This window comes from Streptomyces sp. NPDC028910 (assembly GCF_055564955.1).
The window spans coordinates 153705-170919 of record NZ_JBVHVF010000010.1 but is presented as its reverse complement, the minus strand read 5'-3'; the positions used below and the strand labels follow the sequence as shown (position 1 = coordinate 170919).

17 protein-coding genes are annotated in these 17215 nt (G+C 73.2%); 6 read left to right on the top strand and 11 right to left on the bottom strand.

The genetic code is table 11. The features are described 5' to 3' along the window. Positions 1-51: 51 nt before the first annotated feature. On the bottom strand, positions 52-1143 hold the full coding sequence (locus ACZ4TV_RS15620; RefSeq protein WP_468134792.1) for a phosphotransferase family protein: 1092 nt from the start codon (positions 1141-1143) through the stop codon (positions 52-54). Positions 1144-1158: 15 nt separating this feature from the next. Continuing rightward, entirely contained in the window at positions 1159-2292 is a 1134-nt protein-coding gene (locus tag ACZ4TV_RS15615) for an Rv3169 family protein (RefSeq protein WP_468134790.1), read from the bottom strand. Positions 2293-2604: 312 nt separating this feature from the next. Here ACZ4TV_RS15615 and ACZ4TV_RS15610 point away from each other — a divergent pair, with 312 nt between their 5' ends. Further along, a complete protein-coding gene (locus ACZ4TV_RS15610; protein WP_351157425.1) occupies positions 2605-2745 on the top strand; it encodes a hypothetical protein in 141 nt (46 codons plus the stop codon). 28 nt (positions 2746-2773) lie between these two features. Here the strand turns inward: ACZ4TV_RS15610 and ACZ4TV_RS15605 are convergent, their stop codons facing one another. From ACZ4TV_RS15605 to ACZ4TV_RS15595, 3 genes are all read right to left on the bottom strand, one after another. Continuing rightward, complete coding sequence (locus tag ACZ4TV_RS15605) at positions 2774-3517, bottom strand: SAM-dependent methyltransferase (RefSeq protein ID WP_468134788.1); 744 nt, start codon at positions 3515-3517, stop codon at positions 2774-2776. Between the two features lie 409 nt (positions 3518-3926). Then, a complete protein-coding gene (locus tag ACZ4TV_RS15600) occupies positions 3927-5099 on the bottom strand; it encodes an acyl-CoA dehydrogenase family protein (protein WP_468134786.1) in 1173 nt (390 codons plus the stop codon). 145 nt (positions 5100-5244) lie between these two features. Beyond that, a complete protein-coding gene (locus ACZ4TV_RS15595) occupies positions 5245-5934 on the bottom strand; it encodes a TetR/AcrR family transcriptional regulator (protein ID WP_468134784.1) in 690 nt (229 codons plus the stop codon). Positions 5935-6116: 182 nt separating this feature from the next. Here ACZ4TV_RS15595 and ACZ4TV_RS15590 point away from each other — a divergent pair, with 182 nt between their 5' ends. The 3 genes from ACZ4TV_RS15590 to ACZ4TV_RS15580 are packed head-to-tail and all read left to right on the top strand — an operon-like array spanning position 6117 to position 8643. Then, complete coding sequence (locus ACZ4TV_RS15590) at positions 6117-6665, top strand: DUF6230 family protein (RefSeq protein WP_468134862.1); 549 nt, start codon at positions 6117-6119, stop codon at positions 6663-6665. Positions 6666-6718: 53 nt separating this feature from the next. Beyond that, positions 6719-7705 carry a DUF6114 domain-containing protein gene (locus ACZ4TV_RS15585; RefSeq protein WP_468134860.1) on the top strand — a complete coding sequence of 329 codons (987 nt, stop codon included), beginning with the start codon at positions 6719-6721 and terminating at the stop codon, positions 7703-7705. Continuing rightward, positions 7702-8643 (top strand): hypothetical protein, encoded by a 942-nt coding sequence (locus ACZ4TV_RS15580; protein WP_468134782.1) that lies wholly within the window; start codon positions 7702-7704, stop codon positions 8641-8643. Before ACZ4TV_RS15585 ends, ACZ4TV_RS15580 begins: the two co-directional genes overlap by 4 nt. On the opposite strand, the gene ACZ4TV_RS15575 is transcribed toward ACZ4TV_RS15580, so the two are convergent. The 3 genes from ACZ4TV_RS15575 to ACZ4TV_RS15565 all read right to left on the bottom strand — a co-directional run bounded on the left by ACZ4TV_RS15575 (position 8621) and on the right by ACZ4TV_RS15565 (position 10783). Then, the gene (locus ACZ4TV_RS15575; protein WP_468134780.1) at positions 8621-8776 is read right to left on the bottom strand and encodes an SCO1431 family membrane protein; all 156 of its coding nucleotides are present in this window, start codon (positions 8774-8776) and stop codon (positions 8621-8623) included. The genes ACZ4TV_RS15580 and ACZ4TV_RS15575 overlap by 23 nt on opposite strands. Positions 8777-8896: 120 nt before the next feature. After that, complete coding sequence (locus tag ACZ4TV_RS15570) at positions 8897-9331, bottom strand: SPW repeat protein (protein WP_468134778.1); 435 nt, start codon at positions 9329-9331, stop codon at positions 8897-8899. Between the two features lie 84 nt (positions 9332-9415). Further along, a complete protein-coding gene (locus ACZ4TV_RS15565) occupies positions 9416-10783 on the bottom strand; it encodes a peptidase C39 family protein (RefSeq protein WP_468134776.1) in 1368 nt (455 codons plus the stop codon). Between the two features lie 109 nt (positions 10784-10892). Between ACZ4TV_RS15565 and ACZ4TV_RS15560 the strand changes: the two genes are divergently transcribed. Next, positions 10893-11528, top strand: coding sequence for a uridine kinase family protein (locus ACZ4TV_RS15560; RefSeq protein ID WP_468134774.1), 636 nt, complete (start codon positions 10893-10895; stop codon positions 11526-11528). A 388-nt stretch (positions 11529-11916) separates the two neighbouring features. Next, the gene (locus tag ACZ4TV_RS15555) at positions 11917-13836 is read left to right on the top strand and encodes an AAA family ATPase (RefSeq protein WP_468134772.1); all 1920 of its coding nucleotides are present in this window, start codon (positions 11917-11919) and stop codon (positions 13834-13836) included. A 209-nt stretch (positions 13837-14045) separates the two neighbouring features. Here ACZ4TV_RS15555 and ACZ4TV_RS15550 read toward each other — a convergent pair whose 3' ends face one another. From ACZ4TV_RS15550 to ACZ4TV_RS15540, 3 genes are all read right to left on the bottom strand, one after another. After that, the gene (locus ACZ4TV_RS15550) at positions 14046-15089 is read right to left on the bottom strand and encodes a hemolysin family protein (protein ID WP_468134770.1); all 1044 of its coding nucleotides are present in this window, start codon (positions 15087-15089) and stop codon (positions 14046-14048) included. Further along, complete coding sequence (locus ACZ4TV_RS15545) at positions 15086-16534, bottom strand: hemolysin family protein (protein WP_468134768.1); 1449 nt, start codon at positions 16532-16534, stop codon at positions 15086-15088. The genes ACZ4TV_RS15550 and ACZ4TV_RS15545 overlap by 4 nt, the downstream gene beginning before the upstream one ends. Positions 16535-16736: 202 nt before the next feature. Then, positions 16737-17201: a PH domain-containing protein gene (locus ACZ4TV_RS15540; RefSeq protein WP_468134766.1), complete on the bottom strand. Its 465-nt coding sequence runs from the start codon at positions 17199-17201 to the stop codon at positions 16737-16739. Positions 17202-17215 lie beyond the last annotated feature (14 nt).

The window sequence follows — 17215 nt, the reverse complement described above, 5'->3', positions numbered from 1 at the left end:
CCGGGCGCTCCGCTTCCCTCGCTAGTCCTACGCCGCTACGCCGCTACGCCGCTACCAGTACGTTCCCTGCACCATGGCGGCCAGGCTGGCGTGGTGCAGGATCAGGCTGTCGGGGTCGGCCGGGATCTCGACCTCGCCGAAGTGCGCCTGCCGGTAGGCGATGCGCAGCATCACGATCCCGTGCCGCAGGGCGGCGTAGAGAGTGTGGAACTCCATGTTCCGCGGGGTGTGGCCGGTGAGTTCGGCGTACCGGCGCTCCACGTCCTCGCGGCGCAGGAAGTCCGGCAGGCCGGGCTGGCCGAAGCCGACGGTGAGGTCCTGGAAGAACCGGTGGAGGTAGACGGTCCAGCCGAGGTCCACCTCGCGCGGGGCGTACGCCGCCATCTCCCAGTCCAGGACGGCCACCGGCGTGAAGCCGTCGTAGATGACGTTGCCGATGCGGGCGTCGCCCCAGTTGAGGACGGCGGGGCCCTCGTCCGCCGGCCACAGCTCCTCGAGCCGGGCGAACGCCCGCTCGATGAGCGGGGACGGGGCGAGTCCGCCCACCACCCAGGAGTAGTAGGCGCGTTGGGCGTCCACGTGCCGGCGCAGGGGGGTGCCCTCGCTATCGGGCAGGAGGAACTCGGCTTCCTTGGCCGGGAACTGGTCGTGCAGGCGGGCCAGGAGCGAGATGGTGGCCTCCTGGAGTTCGGCGCGTTCGGCGTCGGTCGCGGCGTGCAGCCAGTTGCCCTCGTAGGTGTAGGGCATGACGTCGGGCGGGACCCGGCCCTCCGCGCGGGCCATCACGAAGAACGGCGCCCCCAGCGGCCCCGGGTCCTCCTCCAGCCACTGCACGGGCGGGACGGGCAGGTCCGTGTGCTCGGCGACCAGGCGCATCACGCGGTGCTGGCGCGGCATGTCGTACGCCGGGAAGACGGTGTAGGCGGCCGGGTCGGCGGCGAGCCGCAGCGCGCAGGCGCGGAGCGGGGTGTCGGGGTGCTCTATGTCGAAGAGCAGGGTCTCGCTGGACATCCCGTTGGATCCGGGGACGGAGATGTTGGTGACCTTCGCGCCGGGGAGCCGGGCGTCCAGCCAGGCGGCGAGGCGCCGGCCGAGCTCTTCGGGCTCTCGGGTGGAGGTGCGCGGGCGTGGTGCGGTTGCCATGGGTGAGCCCCTTCCCTACTGGGCGACGGAGGAGTAGTCGGTGAAACCGCTCGGGTCGTGGCGGCCGAAGCTGCCGTGCTCGAAGATGCCGTGGCCGGTCTGCCCGTCGAGGGTGAAGCGCGCCGAGTGGTCGGTGACCCCGTAGGCCGCCATCGGGTGGGCCGCGGGGTCGGAGAGGTCGTAGACGCGGCGGTCGGTCCAGCCGCGGCCCTGCCAGGTGCCGTGCTGCCAGTCACCGGCGGGCGGGTAGCCGGCGCCGACGGCGAGCGGGGAGGAGTTCAGTACCTCCACGACCAGTTCGAGGGGCTTGCGGGACGGGTCGGTGAGGTGGACGACGGCGCTCTCGGGGTGCCGGCTGCCGGGCCGGTAGCGGATGTCGGTGTGCGGCCAGCCCAGTTGGACGTCGTGGCGGCCGCTGCCCTCGGGGAAGACCTGCACGGCCTCGCTGAGGGTGCGGTGGCCGTCGGCGTCCTCCTGGGCGATGACCATGACGAAGCGGTCCTCGAAGCGGACCGGGATCCAGAGCCAGTGGAAACCCTCGGGGCGGTGCTCCTCGGCGGCGCGGCCACCGTCCTCGCCGGGGATCGGGCGCACGCCCCAGCTCCGGTCGCGGGTGCCGGTCCACTCCCCCGGCGTGAGGGTGAACTCCTCTCCCTTGGCGCGGATGGTGCCGGTGACGTTGCCGGCCTGGACGAAGCGGCGGCCCTCCAGCATGAGCCGGTCGCCGCGGCGCTGGACGTGGTGGGGCTCCCATACGGCGGGGAACTCCGCGGTCCAGGTGACGTCGTACGAGAGCCCGTGCGGGTCGGCCGGGTCGGGGGCGCAGCGCAGCGTGAGCTGCTGGAGCGGGACGTCGACGGTGATGGACAGGGGTCCCACCGAGAGGTTCATCCGATCGTCGGTGAGGGCGTCGGAGGCGCGGACGGCGAGGAGCTCGTCGCCGACGCGGAGGGTGGCGTAGGCGTCGATGACCCCGGCGTTGGGGTAGACGCCGAGGCCGAGGATGAGGACGGCGCGGCCGGCGTGGTCGAAGACGTGGAAGATGCAGCGGTCGTAGGCGTTGCGGTCGCCGCTGACGAGGTGCTTCATCGACAAGGGGGCCTGATGGACGGGGTACTCGTCGAGGGCGACGGGCCGGTCGGCGGGCATGGCGGACCTCCTGGGCGGGCGGGCGGCTTCGGGGCGGCTCGAGCGAATATGACGGTACGTCAGAAACCGCGCCCGGGACCAGACGTCGGGCACGCTCCGGCACACCGGCCCGCCGCGCTGAGGGCGCGGGGCCCGCGCCCCCGGGGACGCCTCGAACGGATACCCGGACCCCGGGGGTGATTACCCGCCCCTTCGCTTCCGCGTTGGCCGTGCATGACCATGCTTCAGGCTTCAACGGGCCGAAGGCGCCGGCCGACGCCGCCGGGTGGCGAAGAATCGGTTCAGCACCCGCGTGAGCAACAGAGCCAGGCGATGCCTGATCCGCCGATCTACCGCGATCTGTTGGCCCGGTGGGCCGACGCCGGCCGCACCCTGCCCGGCCGGCGCGACCCGGAGTGGTCCCGGCTCACGTCCTCCCCGGTCTGGCCCACCACCAGCAGCGGGCTGTACTAGCTAGGCCGCTCAGGACGGACGTGCTGCGTCAGGTCGTCCGGCGCAGGAGCAGGGTGACGAATCCGAGCGTGCCGCGGTAGCCGCCCAGCCACGCGCCGCGGTGGTCGCCCGCCGCGTCGAGGGCTGCGCCGCTGTCGGGGTGCTCGGGGTGCTCCAGGGCCCACCGGGACAGGCTTCCGGTCCAGGACCACTCGTAGTCGTCCCATTCCCGAAGGCTGCTGACGTGTCCGTAGAGGGGTGTCCAGCCATCGGCCACGATGCGGTCGACGGTGGTGGCGAGGTCGTCGTAGTCATCGACGGCGAAGCCGGCGTCGAGCGTCTTCTGGTCCGGTTCGCGTTCCCAGAAGCACGCGCCGAGGAGGATGCTGCCGCCCGGGGCGAGGTGCCGGCGCGCCGCTTCCAGCGTGGGCAGCAGGCCGCCGAAGGCGTGTGTGGCGCCGATGCTGAGGACGGTGTCGTAGAGGTGCGGGGAGGTGAACTCCCGGGCGTCCTGGGCATGGAGGGCGATCCGGTCACCGAGCCCCGCGTCGGCGGCGGTGGTCCGGGCCGCGGCTATGAGGCCGGCGTCGATGTCGACGCCGTCGGCGCGCAGACCGGGGCGAGCGGCCGACGCGCGCGCGATCCAGGTGCCTGCCCCGCATCCGAGGTCGAGGAGTCGTGCGTCTGCGCGCGGGAGGGCCCGGTCGAGGAGTGCACGCACGGAGTCGTCGCTGAGCGGAGCGGCGATGGGGTGGTCGGTGTGGGCGATGGCACTGATCTGTCTGCGGTCCATGGGGGCATCGTGCCCGCCGCCGGCCCCGTGGGTCTCCCGATTTCTGCCCGTGCGGCGGCCGCCGCCACGAGGGATCGCCCCCGCCGGGCCCGCCTGGGTCCCCGTTCGGCACACCGTCCGAGCCGCACGGGCGGCCGGTGGAACCACGCTCGCTGGAGGCCGGTCGCCGGCGGCGCCGAGTTCCTCGACGCGCTTGACGTCCGCCGCTCGACGGCCATCGTCCGGCCCGGGAGCCCCCGGCCCGGGCCGTCCGCACGGGCGGCGTGCCGGTGGAACCACGCCCGCTCGCGGGCCCGGCGCCGGGCGGCACCGGCTTCGGGCGGCACCGGATCCGGCGACGTCCTCGACGTCGGCCGTCCGGCCCGGGAGCCGATACCGCCCGGGCCCCGGCTGCCACCGCGGACTGCCGTCAGCGCGTTTCCGGACCCGCCAGGTGGCGGGCGATGACCATGCGCTGGATCTGGTTGGTGCCCTCCACGATCTGGAGCACCTTCGCCTCGCGCATCAGGCGTTCGACGGGGAAGTCCGCCGTGTAGCCGTAGCCGCCCAGGACCTGCACCGCGTCGGTGGTGACGGCCATCGCCGCGTCCGTGCAGAACAGCTTGGCCATCGCCGCCTGCCGGGAGAACGGCTTGCCCGCGTCCCGCAGCCGCGCCGCCGCGAGGTACAGCGCCCGGCCCGCCTCGATCTTGGTGGCCATGTCGGCCAGCATGAAGCGCAGACCCTGGAAGTCCGCGATCGGGTGCCCGAACTGCTTGCGGTCCAGCGCGTACGTCAGCGCCTCGTCCAGCGCAGCCTGGGCGACGCCGATGGCGCAGGCGGCGATGCCCAGGCGCCCCGCGTCCAGCGCGGCCAGGGCGATGGTGAAGCCCTGGCCCTCCTCGCCGATGCGGCGGGCGTCCGGCACCCGTACGCCGTCGAAGTGCAGCTGGGCGGTGGGCGAGCCCTTCATGCCCATCTTCTTCTCGGGCACGGCCGCGCTCAGGCCCGCCGCATCCCCGGGCACCAGGAAGGCCGTGATGCCCTTGGGGCCCTCGGCGCCAGTACGGGCGAGAACGGTGTAGAAGTCGGCGACCCCGCCGTGGGTGATCCAGGCCTTGGTGCCGGTGATGATCCAGTCGTCGCCGTCGCGCACCGCCTTGGTGCTGAGCGAGGCGGCGTCGGAGCCGGCGGCCGGCTCGGAGAGGCAGTAGGCGCCCAGCAGGCCGCCGCCGAGCATCGCGGGCAGGTGGGCGCCCTGCTGCTCCTTGGTGCCGTAGCCGGCGAGGCCGTGGCAGGCCAGGGAGTGCACGCTGACGCCGAGGCCGACGGTCAGGCGGGCCGCCGCCAGCTCTTCCAGGACCTGGAGGTAGACCTCGTACGGCTGCTCGCCGCCGCCGAATTCCCCGGGGTACGGGAGACCGAGCAGCCCGGCCTCGGAGAGCAGGGTGAAGACCTCTCGGGGGAAGCGTCCGGAGTCCTCCTCCTCGGCTGCCCGGGGGCGGATCTCCCGCTGGGCGATCTCGCGTACGAGCGCGAGGAGGTCGCGGGACTCCTCGGTGGGCAGCTGTCGGTCCACCGGCTGCGGGGCGCGGTCGTTCATGGCGGCGCTCTCCTCCATCTCGGGCACGGCGGCGACGCGCGAGGTGTGGGACGCGCCGCCGGGTCTCGGGCTCTCACAGCCGATGCTGCCCTTCCGGGTCACGAAAGGGGCTGTTCAGCGGCTGCGGCGGCTTGAGTATGCCCGATCAGGGGCTTCCCGTCACCGGGGCAAGATCATCGAGCTGGTCGAACGGCTCTTCGGCGGCAGGAGGTGCCGGACACTCCGGGACGAACTCCTCGATCACCGTCAAGGTCGCCCGCAGCTGGCGCACCAGCAGGGCCCCGAGTTCGGCGCGCCCCGGCTGGTCCGGGGCGTGCAGGCCGCCGATCCATTCCAGGGTGATCCCTTCGACCCCGGAGAGCCAGCCGACGAGGGCGAGCCGGGCGATCGGCGGGAGTGCGCGGTGCCCGTACGCGCCCTCGGCGATGGTGGCAACCAGTTCCTCGCGTACGGCGTCGCGGATGGCGAGCACCTCGGCGTCGGATCCGACGCCCCCGGTGACGATGGTGCGGTAGGCGGCGTGGTGGTGTTCGGCGTAGTGCAGGTAGCCGTCGATGGTGCGGCGGACCCGCTCCGCGTCGGGGAGGTCGCTCTCGCCGCCGGCCCGGGCGACGAGCTCGGCCACGGAGTCCTCGACGATGGCGAGGTAGTAGCCGCGCTTGCTCTTGAAGTAGTAGTAGATCAACCCCTTGGCTACGCCCGCCTGTTTGGCGATGTCGTCCATGGAGAGCGCGTCGTACGAGGTGTCGGCGAACAACTTGCGCCCGGTCGCTATGAGTTCGGCCCTGCGAACCTGCGATCGCCCGGTCGTTCCGCGCTGTTGACTAATATTCAAATTCAGCCCTAGCCTCGAACTGCCACAGGATGCCCGCAGTATGGCAGACCTGCGTGCCGAGCTCGTTTCGCACTTCCCCTGCGCACTGGACGACGTACGGGAGGAACAACATGCCCACCGGCAAGAGCATCGGACGGCCCGCCGAGGGCCGGGTCCACTGGAAGAAGGCGGCAGCCGTCGCCATGCCCGCGGTCGTCGCCGTCGGCGCGCTGGCCATGGTCATGGCGCAGGGCGCGCTCGCCGCCTCCTTCGCCGTCTCGGGGACCAGTTTCCAGGTCTCCTCCTCCAAGCTGAGCAGCAAGGGCCTGGCCTCCTACGTGCAGACGGACCGCTCCGTCGACGGCAAGGGGCATCCGGTCGCACTGCTCGGCATCGGCGAGGCCACCCTCACCGACATCTGCCAAGCCGCCGAGGTGGGCACCCCGCTCGGCACGGTGGTCTTCAAGCTGACCGCCGGCGGCCCGGCCGGGGAGGTCACGGCCAGCAATCTGGTGATCGACGGCGAGGACCTCGACGGCGACGCCACCTTCGGCACGGCCCAGATCGGCCGGGACGCCTCGACCCTGGACCAGGTCGAGGGGGTCAAGGGCGAACCGGGCAAGTTCGGCCTCCAGGCCGGGAACATCGAGGTGGTGGGCGTGAAGTCGCACGCCTGGTCCGCGACCGGCGGCAACTTCCGGCTCAAGGGCATGAAGCTGGACGTCAGCCTGGACGGCGAGAAGTGCTTCTAGGCGCGGGAAGCGCACGGAGCGCGGGCCTGGGCAGCGCGCGGAGCCTACGAGGCATACAGAGCTGCCTGCTCCGGCAGCGGCGGCTGCCGCTGCCGGAGCACCGGCGGCGGCTGCGCGTCTGGCGCCGGACCCGGCCGTTCTGGGGCGGACTGCTGGTGATGGCGGGCGGGACCGAGCTGCTGCTGGTCCCGCTCTCCCCGCTGACCGTGCTGGTCAGCCTGGGCCTCGGCGGGATCGCGGCCATCGGGATCGGCGTCGCGCTGATCCTGGCGGGTCTGTTCCTGTGGTTCCTGCCGCAGGCCAGGGCGTACGTCTCGCTGCACGCCCTGCTGCTGTCGGTGCTGTCCTTCGTGGCCACCAACCTGGGCGGGTTCCTGGTCGGGATGGCTCTCGGCATCGCGGGGAGCGCACTGGCCTTCGGCTGGACGCCGCTGCCCGGGGAGGACGCGGGCGAGGACGACGCGGACGAGGGCCCGTACCGGCGGAGCCCGGACGGCGGCGGCCCGCGGACGCTGGCCGCCGCGCTGCCGGTGGTGCTGGTGGCGGCGCTGGCGACGGGCGCCCCGCCGGCGAAGGCCGCGCCGGCCGCGGGGTCCGCGCCGGCGAGCTCCCCGGCCGTCGGCCCCCCGGTCCCGATGGCCGCCCGCACTCCCCCGACCGTCACCACCTCGCTCTTCGCGCCCCAGGGCTTCGCCCTCGCGGGCGTCACCCAGGTCCCCACCGTGGACGGCCCGCTGAAGGTGCTGGTGCTGAAGATGCGCGCGGCCTCCCTCCACGACTACCGGCTGCGCACCCGCGACGGCCGGGACGAGTACGGGCTCGCCGCCGACTCCCTCGATCTGCGCGGGGACGTGACCTTGTACCTGACGAGGTTCAGCGGCTGCATCGAGGGACTGCTGTGCGTCACCTTCAGCCCCGAGAGACTGCCCGCTCCCCCGGTCATCCCGCCGTTCGTCTTCATGACCCGGGTCACCGCGGAGCAGGCGCTGGTGACCTCCGACGTGATCGTCACCGACGGACTGCGGCTGGAGGCCTCGTGATCCCGGTGCAGGCGGCGCCCCTGTGGGCCTACGGCATCGGCGCTACCTTCGCGGTGGCGGCCGGGCGCCAGCTCCAGTGGTGGGCGCGCACGGTCCGCGACGAGACCGCCTCCTCAGGGTCACGCTCATGGCCACGCTCGTGGTCACGTCGTACGAGGAGCCGCGCGGCCGATCCGTACCTGACGCTCACCGTGCTCTACGCGGCCCTGCTGCTCGCCCCGACCGGAATGTACCTGCTCTGGCAGAATCCGGCCTGGGCCACCATGCACGTGGCCCGCGGCCACGGCGGAGTCTGGGCCGGCTTCGCGCTCTTCCACACGGGCTCGGTGGTGGTGGGCGCACTGCTCGGGTTTCTGGCGGCCCGGCCGTTCGTGCTGGTGGGAGCCGGGTACTGGGGCTACCTCCAGGCCGTGGCCGGGTACTTCCTGCTGTTCTTCACCCTGATCCACGGGTGGGACGGCACCGGGTACCGACGGCTGCTGAGCGCCGATCCGGGCACCTTCACGGGCTGGTCCGCGGACCGCGTGGTCAACCGCTGCCTGGACTTCGCGACCTCGGGGACCTTCCTGGCGCTCGTGGTCTTCGGCACGGCCGTGATCGGCACGATGCTGCTCGCCGAGATCGGCTGGCTGGTGGAGGGCTGGCGGCTGCCGGGTGCGGCGGCGGACCTCAAGGTGCCCCGGGCGGTCGCGGTGGTGATCGCGGGGGCGGGGGTGTACGGGCTGCCGTGCGCGGGGGCGCTGGGCGCGAGCGTCCTCGTACGGGTGCTGGGGTGGTGGCTCGGGCTCGGCCTGTTCGCCCTGCTGGCCGGGGTGGTGCTGCTGCCCGCGCGCTCGCCCGTACGCAGGTTGTACGGGCTGGTGGGCGTTCCGGACCGGCACTGGCGGGCGGAGCCGGAGGCGGGTCAGGAGGGAGCTAGAGCCAGCCGACCTGGGTGACGAACATGGCGACGACGACCACGAGGGTCCAGCCGAGCACGTGCTCCAGCCAGGAGGAGCCGTCCTCGGGGCCCCCGGTGCGAACGAGGCCGCGGGCGGCGGGGGCGGTGGGGGCGGCGCTGTCGGCAGTCATGGTGACCAATGTGCCAGCGTTCGCGGCCTTCGCGGTAGAGACGAGGGTCACTGGTGGCGCGCGTCACGCCGCCGGGCCCCGACGGTGGAGTCGGGGCCCGGCGGCCGGTTCGGGAACGGGTCAGACGCGGGACTCGCGGTTGCGTCCGGCCATCGCCGCCATGGCGAGGCCGAGGCACAGGGCGACGGCTCCGGTGATCACGTTGCTGACCACCGTACGAGTCGTGTCCATCTCACCGGCGATGACCCACGGGGCGACAATGGTCCACGCGCCGAGGGCGACCGCCGTCCACGCCATCGCGTGGGTGCGCTCGTAGGCGGAACCCAGACCGCCCATGCACAGGCAGAACGCCAGGCCGGCGATCAGGTTGTTGATGGCCAGTGGAGTCAGGAAGCTGAATCCTGCGATCCACGGCGAGGCCGCCAGGTACAGGCCCGTGACCAGGGCCAGTGCCTCCACGGCCTGCGCGGCTGGGGTGCTGGTCACCCGCTCGAACCGAGTGCGCATCTCGGCAAGGTCGGGGTGGTGCTCGATGCTGCTGGGATGAGTGGTCATGGTGGGCTGCCTCCTATGAGAAGCCTTATATGCCCTTTATGCCCATATTCCGCCGTTTAAGCCACTCCTACCAGCGGAGCTTTCTCAGCACACGCCGACCGCCCTCAGCGCCGCGATCTGCGCCGGGCTCGGGAGGGCCGGGACGTAGAGGTAGCAGATGCCTCCGGTGCCCGAGGTGACCTTGCCGGCGGCGCCCAGGCGCTTGGTCCGCAGCCAGATGTTCTCCCACTCGGCGCGCCGGTAGACGCGGCGGACGGAGGGGTTGTCGGGCGAGTGGGGGTCGTTGGCGATCACGTCCCCGGCGGCGGTGAAGCCGACGACGGTCATCAGGTGGCCGGTCGTGCCGTAGCCCGCTCCGGTGAGCTCCTCCGCACGGAAGGACTGGGAGGTGATGGCCGGGATGCCGGCCCTGACCAGGGTCTCCAGGTCGGTCAGGGAGGTGAGGCGGGTGACGACGCCGGCGAGCTCTCGGTAGGTGGCGGCGTACGCGGCGTTGAAGGGCCAGTTGCCGCAGCCCTTGTAGGCGGCGTCGTAGGTGGAGCGGGCCGCGTGGCAGACCTGCGGGTCGGAGTACCTCGGATTCACCCAGGCCAGGGCCGCGGCGCTCGCCTTGCGGCCCCAGTACTCGATGACCATCTGGGAGGAGGTGGGGCTGCACCAGGCCTCGCCGCCGTTGTCGTACTCGGGGTACCGGCCGGCGTGGGTCTCCTGCGAGTAGCGCGGGACCTTCAGCTCGTGGGCGGTGCCGGAAGGCGTGGAGGCGGGGACGGTGAACCGGTCCGGGACGTCGGAGGCCATGGCGCCCGCCAGCCACACGGTGGGGCCGCGGTCGGCGCCCGGCCGGCGGTGGAGCGTCAGACGCAGCTGCCAGCCCGCGATGCGCAGGCCGCCGGCCGCGGCCGGGGCGTCGACGGCCAGGGTGTCGGTCCAGACGGTGGACCTTCCGTCGGTCTGGCCGTCCACCGAGGTGCGGCGGATGTCGCCGTCGCCGGAGGCCCAGCGGCCCATCACGTACCAGGGGGTGGTGGCGCCGTCGGTGTAGATGCCGCGCAGTTCGATCTGGATCCAGGTGCCGGCCGGGGTGCGGGCGTTCCAGGAGGCGATGGCCTCGGTGGCGGGCACGGTGGAGCGGTGCACCGGGGAGGTCCAGGTGGCGTACTCCCAGGTGCTCTTCTTCCCGGTGTGCGGGTCGGCGTACTCGGTGCGGCCGGTGGCCGTTCCGATCTCCAGGCCGGGGCGGACGCCGGCGACGGCGGTGGTGCCCCGGTGGGTGCCGGCCAGCCAGTGGCCGTACGAGAACCAGAAGCGGTTGTCGACGGTGCGGCCGGCCGCCCGGGGGGCGGGCGGGGTGGCCGCCGAGGCGCTGCCCCCGGAGACGGTGGCCGCGGTGGCCGCGGTGGCGACCGCGAGTGCGGCGGCGAGTAGGGCCCGGCGTGGCGTGGGTGCGGTCATCGCGAGGTTCCCCCAGGGTGGGTCGGCGCTTCGGTGGCTTCACCCTTCCAGTTCCCGGCGGTCGTACGCCGAAGCCACGGGTCGTGTCGGGCTTGTCTACGCTGGTCGGGTGGAGCCGCACCAGTCACTTGAGTCACTCGCACGGGAGCTCGCCGCCTTGCCGCGCTCCCTCGGCCCGGTGCGCCTGATCGGGATCGACGGGCACGCCGGCTCCGGGAAGAGCACCTTCGCGGGGCGGCTCGCCGAGGCCTTGGGCGCTGCGCCCGTACTGCATCTGGACGAGGTGGCCAGCCACGAGGAGCTGTTCGGCTGGGAGGAGCGGCTGCGCGCGCAGGTGCTGGAGCCGCTCACCGCCGGGCGGCCCGCGCACTGGGCCCCGTACGACTGGGTGGAGCGCCGCTTCGGGCCGCGGCGGGTGCTGGAGCCGGCGCCGGTCATCCTGGTCGAGGGGGTCGGAGCCGGGCGGCGGGCGTTGCGCCCGCATCTGGCGAGGCTGCTGTGGATGGAGACGCCGCGCGCGCAAGCCTGGCTGCGCGGGCGAAACAGGGACGGGCGTGAACTTTCCGACTTCTGGGACGGATGGGAGCGCGCGGAGCGCGCGCACTTCTCCAGCGACCCTTCGCGCCCCTTCGCCGACACCCTGGTACGCCAGAGCGGTACGGGATACGAGTGGTCTTCCGGGACCGGTGCGACGGCGGGAACCGGCGCTTCTGTCACCGACGGTGACGGACTCCCCCGGGCCTGACCGGCGCCGGAAATCCGCTCCCCCGGGGCCTCGACCGACCTGCTTGACCGGGGGCCCGCACCGGCCTTACGTTCTCAATGCGCGGCCTTCACCGGCCGCCGCGGACACGAAGCCCCCGATTGTTCCCCCGTGATCGGGGGCTTCGTTCTGCCCGGGAAGGCCCTGCGCACCCGTGTCCCGGAGGCCGGTCCGCCCCGATCCTTCACCCTGAGTCACCGGGTGGGCGTGGGGCGCACACGCGAACCGGCCCCGTCGCGCCCTACGTAAGGTGTGAAACCGCAGGTACGATGCAGCCCTGATTTCAGCGACGCCAGCGGGGCACCGGACAACTCGCGCGCTCGACGCGGGAGTTGCCGCGCACCACGGGGGCAGGCTTGTGGGGGACGTGATGGATTTCGGCACGCCGGGCAGCATGCACGCCCCGGCCGAACTCGCCTGGCTGCGCGGAGTCGACGCCTGCACCATGGGCGCCTATCCGCAGGCCGAGGAGGAGTTCCGGGCGGCCGTACGGTTCGATCCCTCGATGGCCGACGCATGGCTGGGCCTGCACGCGCTGCGGGTCGACACCAGCAATGCCTTACTCCGGATGTACGCGCACCGGGACCGCTTCGGCGAACAGCGGGCCCGGCACCGGCGGACGCTGAACTCCTGGTACTGGCTGGGCTGGTGGGTGCAGCCGGTGCTGGAGAGCAGGCGGGACCTGCTCCTCGCCCACGCCTCGCACTGGCTGGACGGCCGCCACGTGCCCGAGCTGGACCAGGCCCTCGCCGCGCTGCCGCCGGTGGACACCGATACGCAGGTGCGGTTCCTGCACGCCTGCCGGGCCTATCTGGTCAAGGACTGGGAGCAGCTGGTCCGGCACACCGAGCCGCTGGTGAACGATCCGCTGCTGGGGATCGAGGCCGGCCTGTTCGGCGGGATGGCCCGGGTCCGGCTGGAGATGTACGGACAGGCCGAGCCGATGCTGTCGGCGGCGCTGATGCGGTGTCGCAGCGAACAGCCCCAGCGCAAGGAGCTGCGGTACTGGCTGGCGCGGGCGCACGAGGGCACCGGCCGCAGCGCGGCGGCGCTGCCGCTGTACCGGGCGGTGCACCGGGTGGATCCCTCGTTCATGGACACCGCGGCCCGGCTGACGGCCATCGAGGACGGCGACGACACCGACGGCATGGCCGATCTGGCGGGTCTGGCCGGGTACTCCGGGTACGGGGCCTACGGCGGGCACGGTCCGTCCCCGGCCGGCGGGGACTTCGCGGCGGTCGCGCTGGGCGGCGGGCCCGTCCAGGACATCGCGGCGGACGGCCAGGTGGAGCCCGATCCGCTGGCTCCGCCCACGCCCCCGGGGGGCCGGGTGGAGGGCGCCCGGCGCAAGGTGACCGTCCCGCCGCAGGGCGCCCCCGAGGGGCTGCCGGCCGGGCCGGCCGACCCGGCGGCGCTCGCCGAGGCCCTTGCGGAGCTGGAGCGGATGGTGGGCCTGGAGCCGGTCAAGCGGCAGGTGAAGGCGCTCTCCGCGCAGCTGCACATGGCGCGGCTGCGGGCGGGGCAGGGCCTGCCGGTGCAGCCGCCGAAACGCCACTTCGTGTTCTCCGGGCCCTCGGGCACCGGCAAGACGACGGTGGCCCGGATCCTGGGCCGGGTCTTCTACGCGCTGGGCCTGCTCGGCGGCGACCATCTGGTGGAGGCCCAACGGGCCGACCTCGTGGGCGAGTTCCTCGGGCAGACCGCGGTGAAGGCGAACGAGCTGATCGATTCCGCGATCGGCGGGGTGCTGTTCGTGGACGAGGCGTACTCCCTGTCGAATTCGGGCTACAGCAAGGGCGACGCGTACGGCGACGAGGCCCTGCAGGTACTGCTCAAGCGGGCCGAGGACAACCGGGACCACCTGGTGGTGATCCTGGCCGGCTACCCGGCCGGGATGGACCGGCTGCTGGCCGCCAATCCGGGGCTGTCCTCGCGGTTCACCACCCGGGTGGACTTCCCCAGCTACCGGCCGCTGGAGCTGACCGCGATCGGCGGGGTGCTGGCGGACGCGAACGGGGACCGCTGGGACGAGGAGGCCCTGGAGGAGCTGCGCAGCATCAGCGGGCACGTCGTGGAGCAGGGCTGGATCGACGAGCTCGGCAACGGCCGCTTCCTGCGCACCCTGTACGAGAAGAGCTGCGCGTACCGGGACCTGCGGCTGGCGGGCTTCGCGGGCGAGCCGTCGCGGGACGACCTGGCCACGCTGCGGCTGCCGGACCTGATGCAGGCCTACGGCGAGGTCCTGTCGGGCCGCGGCCCCCAGGAACGGCCCGAGCCGCCGGCGTTGTGACGCTGCGCGGGCCGCCGTAGCCGCTGCGCGGGGCTCACTGGGGCTCCGCCCCAGACCCCGCGCCTCAAACGCCGGCGAGGCTGGAACTGGCTGATGCCGTCCGTCCGGCGCGGCTGGCTTGCCGCGCAGCGGCACATTTCAGCCCCGCCGGCGTTTGAGGCGCGGGGGTCCGGGGGCGGAGCCCCCGCAAAGGCGCCGCAGGGCCGCGGCTACGCGCCGCGCACGTACGCCCGGTGTGAGGGGTCGCGGACCTCTCCGACCAGCATTTCGAGGACGTCCTCCAGGGCCACCAGGCCGAGGACCCGGCCTCCCGGATCCGCGACCTGCGCCAGGTGGGTGGCGTCGCGGCGCATGACGCCGAGGGCGTCATCCAGCGGGACGTCGGCGCACAGCGTGGTCATCCGGCGCCAGACCCGCTGCGGCACGGCCCGCTCCCGGTCCTCCAGGTCCAGTACGTCCTTGACGTGCAGGTAGCCCATGAAGGCGCCGCTGTCGGCACGGACGGGGAAACGGGAGTAGCCGGTGCGCACGGTCAGCTGCTCGATCTGCCGCGGGGTCACGCCGGGGCCGACCGTGACCAGGCGGTCCCGGTCGAGGAGGACGTCGGTGACGGGACGGCTGCCCAGTTCCAGGGCGTCCTCGAGCCGCTCCTGCTCGACCGGCTCCAGGAACCCGGCCTGCCGGGAGTCCTTGAGGAGCCGGCCCAGCTGGGCGGAGGTGTAGACGGCCTCGACCTCGTCCTTGGGTTCGACCTTGAAGAGCTTCAGGACGAGCTTGGCGCAGGCGCCGAGCGCGGTGGTCACCGGCCCGCAGAGACGGGCGAAGGCGACCAGGCCGGGGCTGAACCACAGGGCGGTCTTCTCGGGGGCGGCCATGGCGAGGTTCTTGGGGACCATCTCGCCGATGACCAGGTGCAGGAAGACCACGGCGGCGAGCGCGATGGCGTAGCCGAGGGGGTGGATCAGGCCTTCGGGTACGTGGACGGCGTGGAAGACGGGCTCCAGCAGCCGGGCCACCGTGGGCTCGGCGACCGCGCCGAGGGTGAGGGAGCAGATGGTGATGCCGAACTGGGCGGCGGCCATCATGCGGGGGAGGTTCTCCAGGCCGTGGAGCACCTGGCGGGCCCGCTTCGAGTCGGCCGCGAGGGGCTCGATCTGGCTGCGGCGTACGGACACGAGGGCGAACTCGGCGCCGACGAAGAAGCCGTTCGCGAGGACCAGGAGCAGGGCGAAGAGGAGCTGGAGCACGTTCACCGGGCGGCGCCTTCCAGCTGGGCCGGCTGGGACGGCTGGGCCGGCCGGGCGGCCGGGTCGCCGGGGCGGCCGGAGCCGAGCACGGCGGCGGTGTCGGCCCCGGAGGCCTGCCGGTACGGGCCGACCGCGGGCACCGCCGTCAGCCGGACCAGGCGCACCCGCTCCGCGCGGTTGCGGCCGACGCGGCGGACGGACAGCTTCCAGCCGGGGAGCTCCGCGCGGTCCCCGGGGGCGGGGATCCTGCCGAGCAGGTCGGCGACGAGGCCGGCGACGGTCTCGTACGGGCCTTCGGGCACTTCCAGGCCTATCCGGCGCAGGGTCTGGACCCGGCAGCTGCCGTCGGCCTCCCAGGAGGGGCGGCCGTCCTCGGCCGGTACGGCGGCCAGCTCGGGGGTCTCGTCCTCGGCGAGGTCGTGCTCGTCGCGCACCTCTCCGACGAGTTCCTCCACGATGTCCTCCAGCGTGACCACGCCGGCGGTGCCGCCGTACTCGTCGACGACCACGGCCATCGGCTGTTCGCTGCGCAGCCGCTCCAGCAGCGGCTGCACCGGCAGGGAGCCGGGCACCAGCAGCGGGGGGACGCAGATCCGGCTCACGGAGGTGCGGTCGCGTGCGGATTCGGGCACGGCGAGGGCGTCCTTGAGGTGGACCACGCCGGTGATCTCGTCGATGCGCTCGCGGTAGACCGGGAAGCGGGACAGGCCCGTGGCACGGGTCAGGTTGAGCACGTCGGCCGCGGTGGCCGTGTGCTGCAGGGCGCTGACCTTCACCCGGGGGGTCATGACGTGCTGGGCCGTGAGCTCGCCCAGCGAGAGGGTCCGTACGAAGAGGTCGGCGGTGTCCTGTTCGAGGGCGCCGGCCTGAGCCGAATGGCGGACCAGGGAGACCAGTTCGCCGGGGGTGCGGGCCGAGGCCATTTCCTCCGTCGGCTCCACGCCGAGCGCCCGGACGAGCCGGTTGGCGACGGCGTTGAGGCCGGAGATGACCGGTCGGAAGACGCGGGAGAAGGCGTGCTGGGGGCCGGCGACGAAGCGGGCCACCTGGAGCGGCCGGGAGACCGCCCAGTTCTTCGGGACGAGCTCGCCGACGACCATCTGGACGGCGGAGGCGAGCAGCATGCCGATGACGACGGCGGCGCCGGGGACGGCGCCCCGCGGGAGGCCGGTCGCGGCGAGCGGCCCGGCCAGCAGTGCGGCGAGGGCGGGCTCGGCGAGCATGCCGACCACGAGGGAGGTGATGGTGATGCCGAGCTGGGTGCCGGAGAGCTGGAAGGACAGCTCCCGCAGGGCCTTGACGACCGTACGGGCACGGCGGTCACCGTCGGCTGCGGCGCGCTCGGCCTCGGGACGCTCCACGGTGACGAGGCCGAACTCGGCTGCCACGAAGAAGCCGTTGGCGAGGATCAGGGTGAAAGCCGCCGCGAGCAGGAGTAGCGGGATGGTCATGCCGCCGCCCACGTGGGGAGGGCGGCGCGGGTATTACCGGACGATCCGTCCATTGCTGGAGGGAGTCACTCCTCAGGTAGCAGGTCACCCGCAGGCCCGGGGGGCCCCGGGGCAAGTGGGAGGGCGCACGGCTGCGCCCCGCCACCAGGGTAGTCATTGAGATCGCCGCCGCAACGGTACGCAGCGACGAGGTTCGGCCGCCTCAGTGGTCCTTCGTGCCGGTTCCCCGGGCCTCGGCGAGGGCGCGCAGGGCGCGGGCGTCGCCGATCGCCTGCTGCTTGGCGACACCCGGCTGGATGCCGAGGGCGGGCAGGCTGGTGCCGTCACTGAGGTCCAGGAACACCCACGGGTCGCCGGGGCGGAGGTTGACGCGCAGGATCTGCGCCCACTCCAGACGGCGGGTGGTGGTCAGGTTGACGACGGTGACGCCGGCCTCGTCCGCGACCACCTTGGGGCGGCTGAGCAGGACGAGGACGGAGGTCAGCAGGACCGCGGTGAAGACGAAGCTGATCCGCTCCCCCGTGCTGAGGGTCTCCAGCAGGAGCGCGATCGTCGTGATGGTGGCGAACATGGCGAGCCCGACGCTCAGCAGGACCGCCCGGGTGCGGGTCGGCCGGAAGGTGACCGGCAGGGCGGGCGGTGCGGGCGGGGCGGCGGGCTCGGTCATGAGGTGCGCTCGGT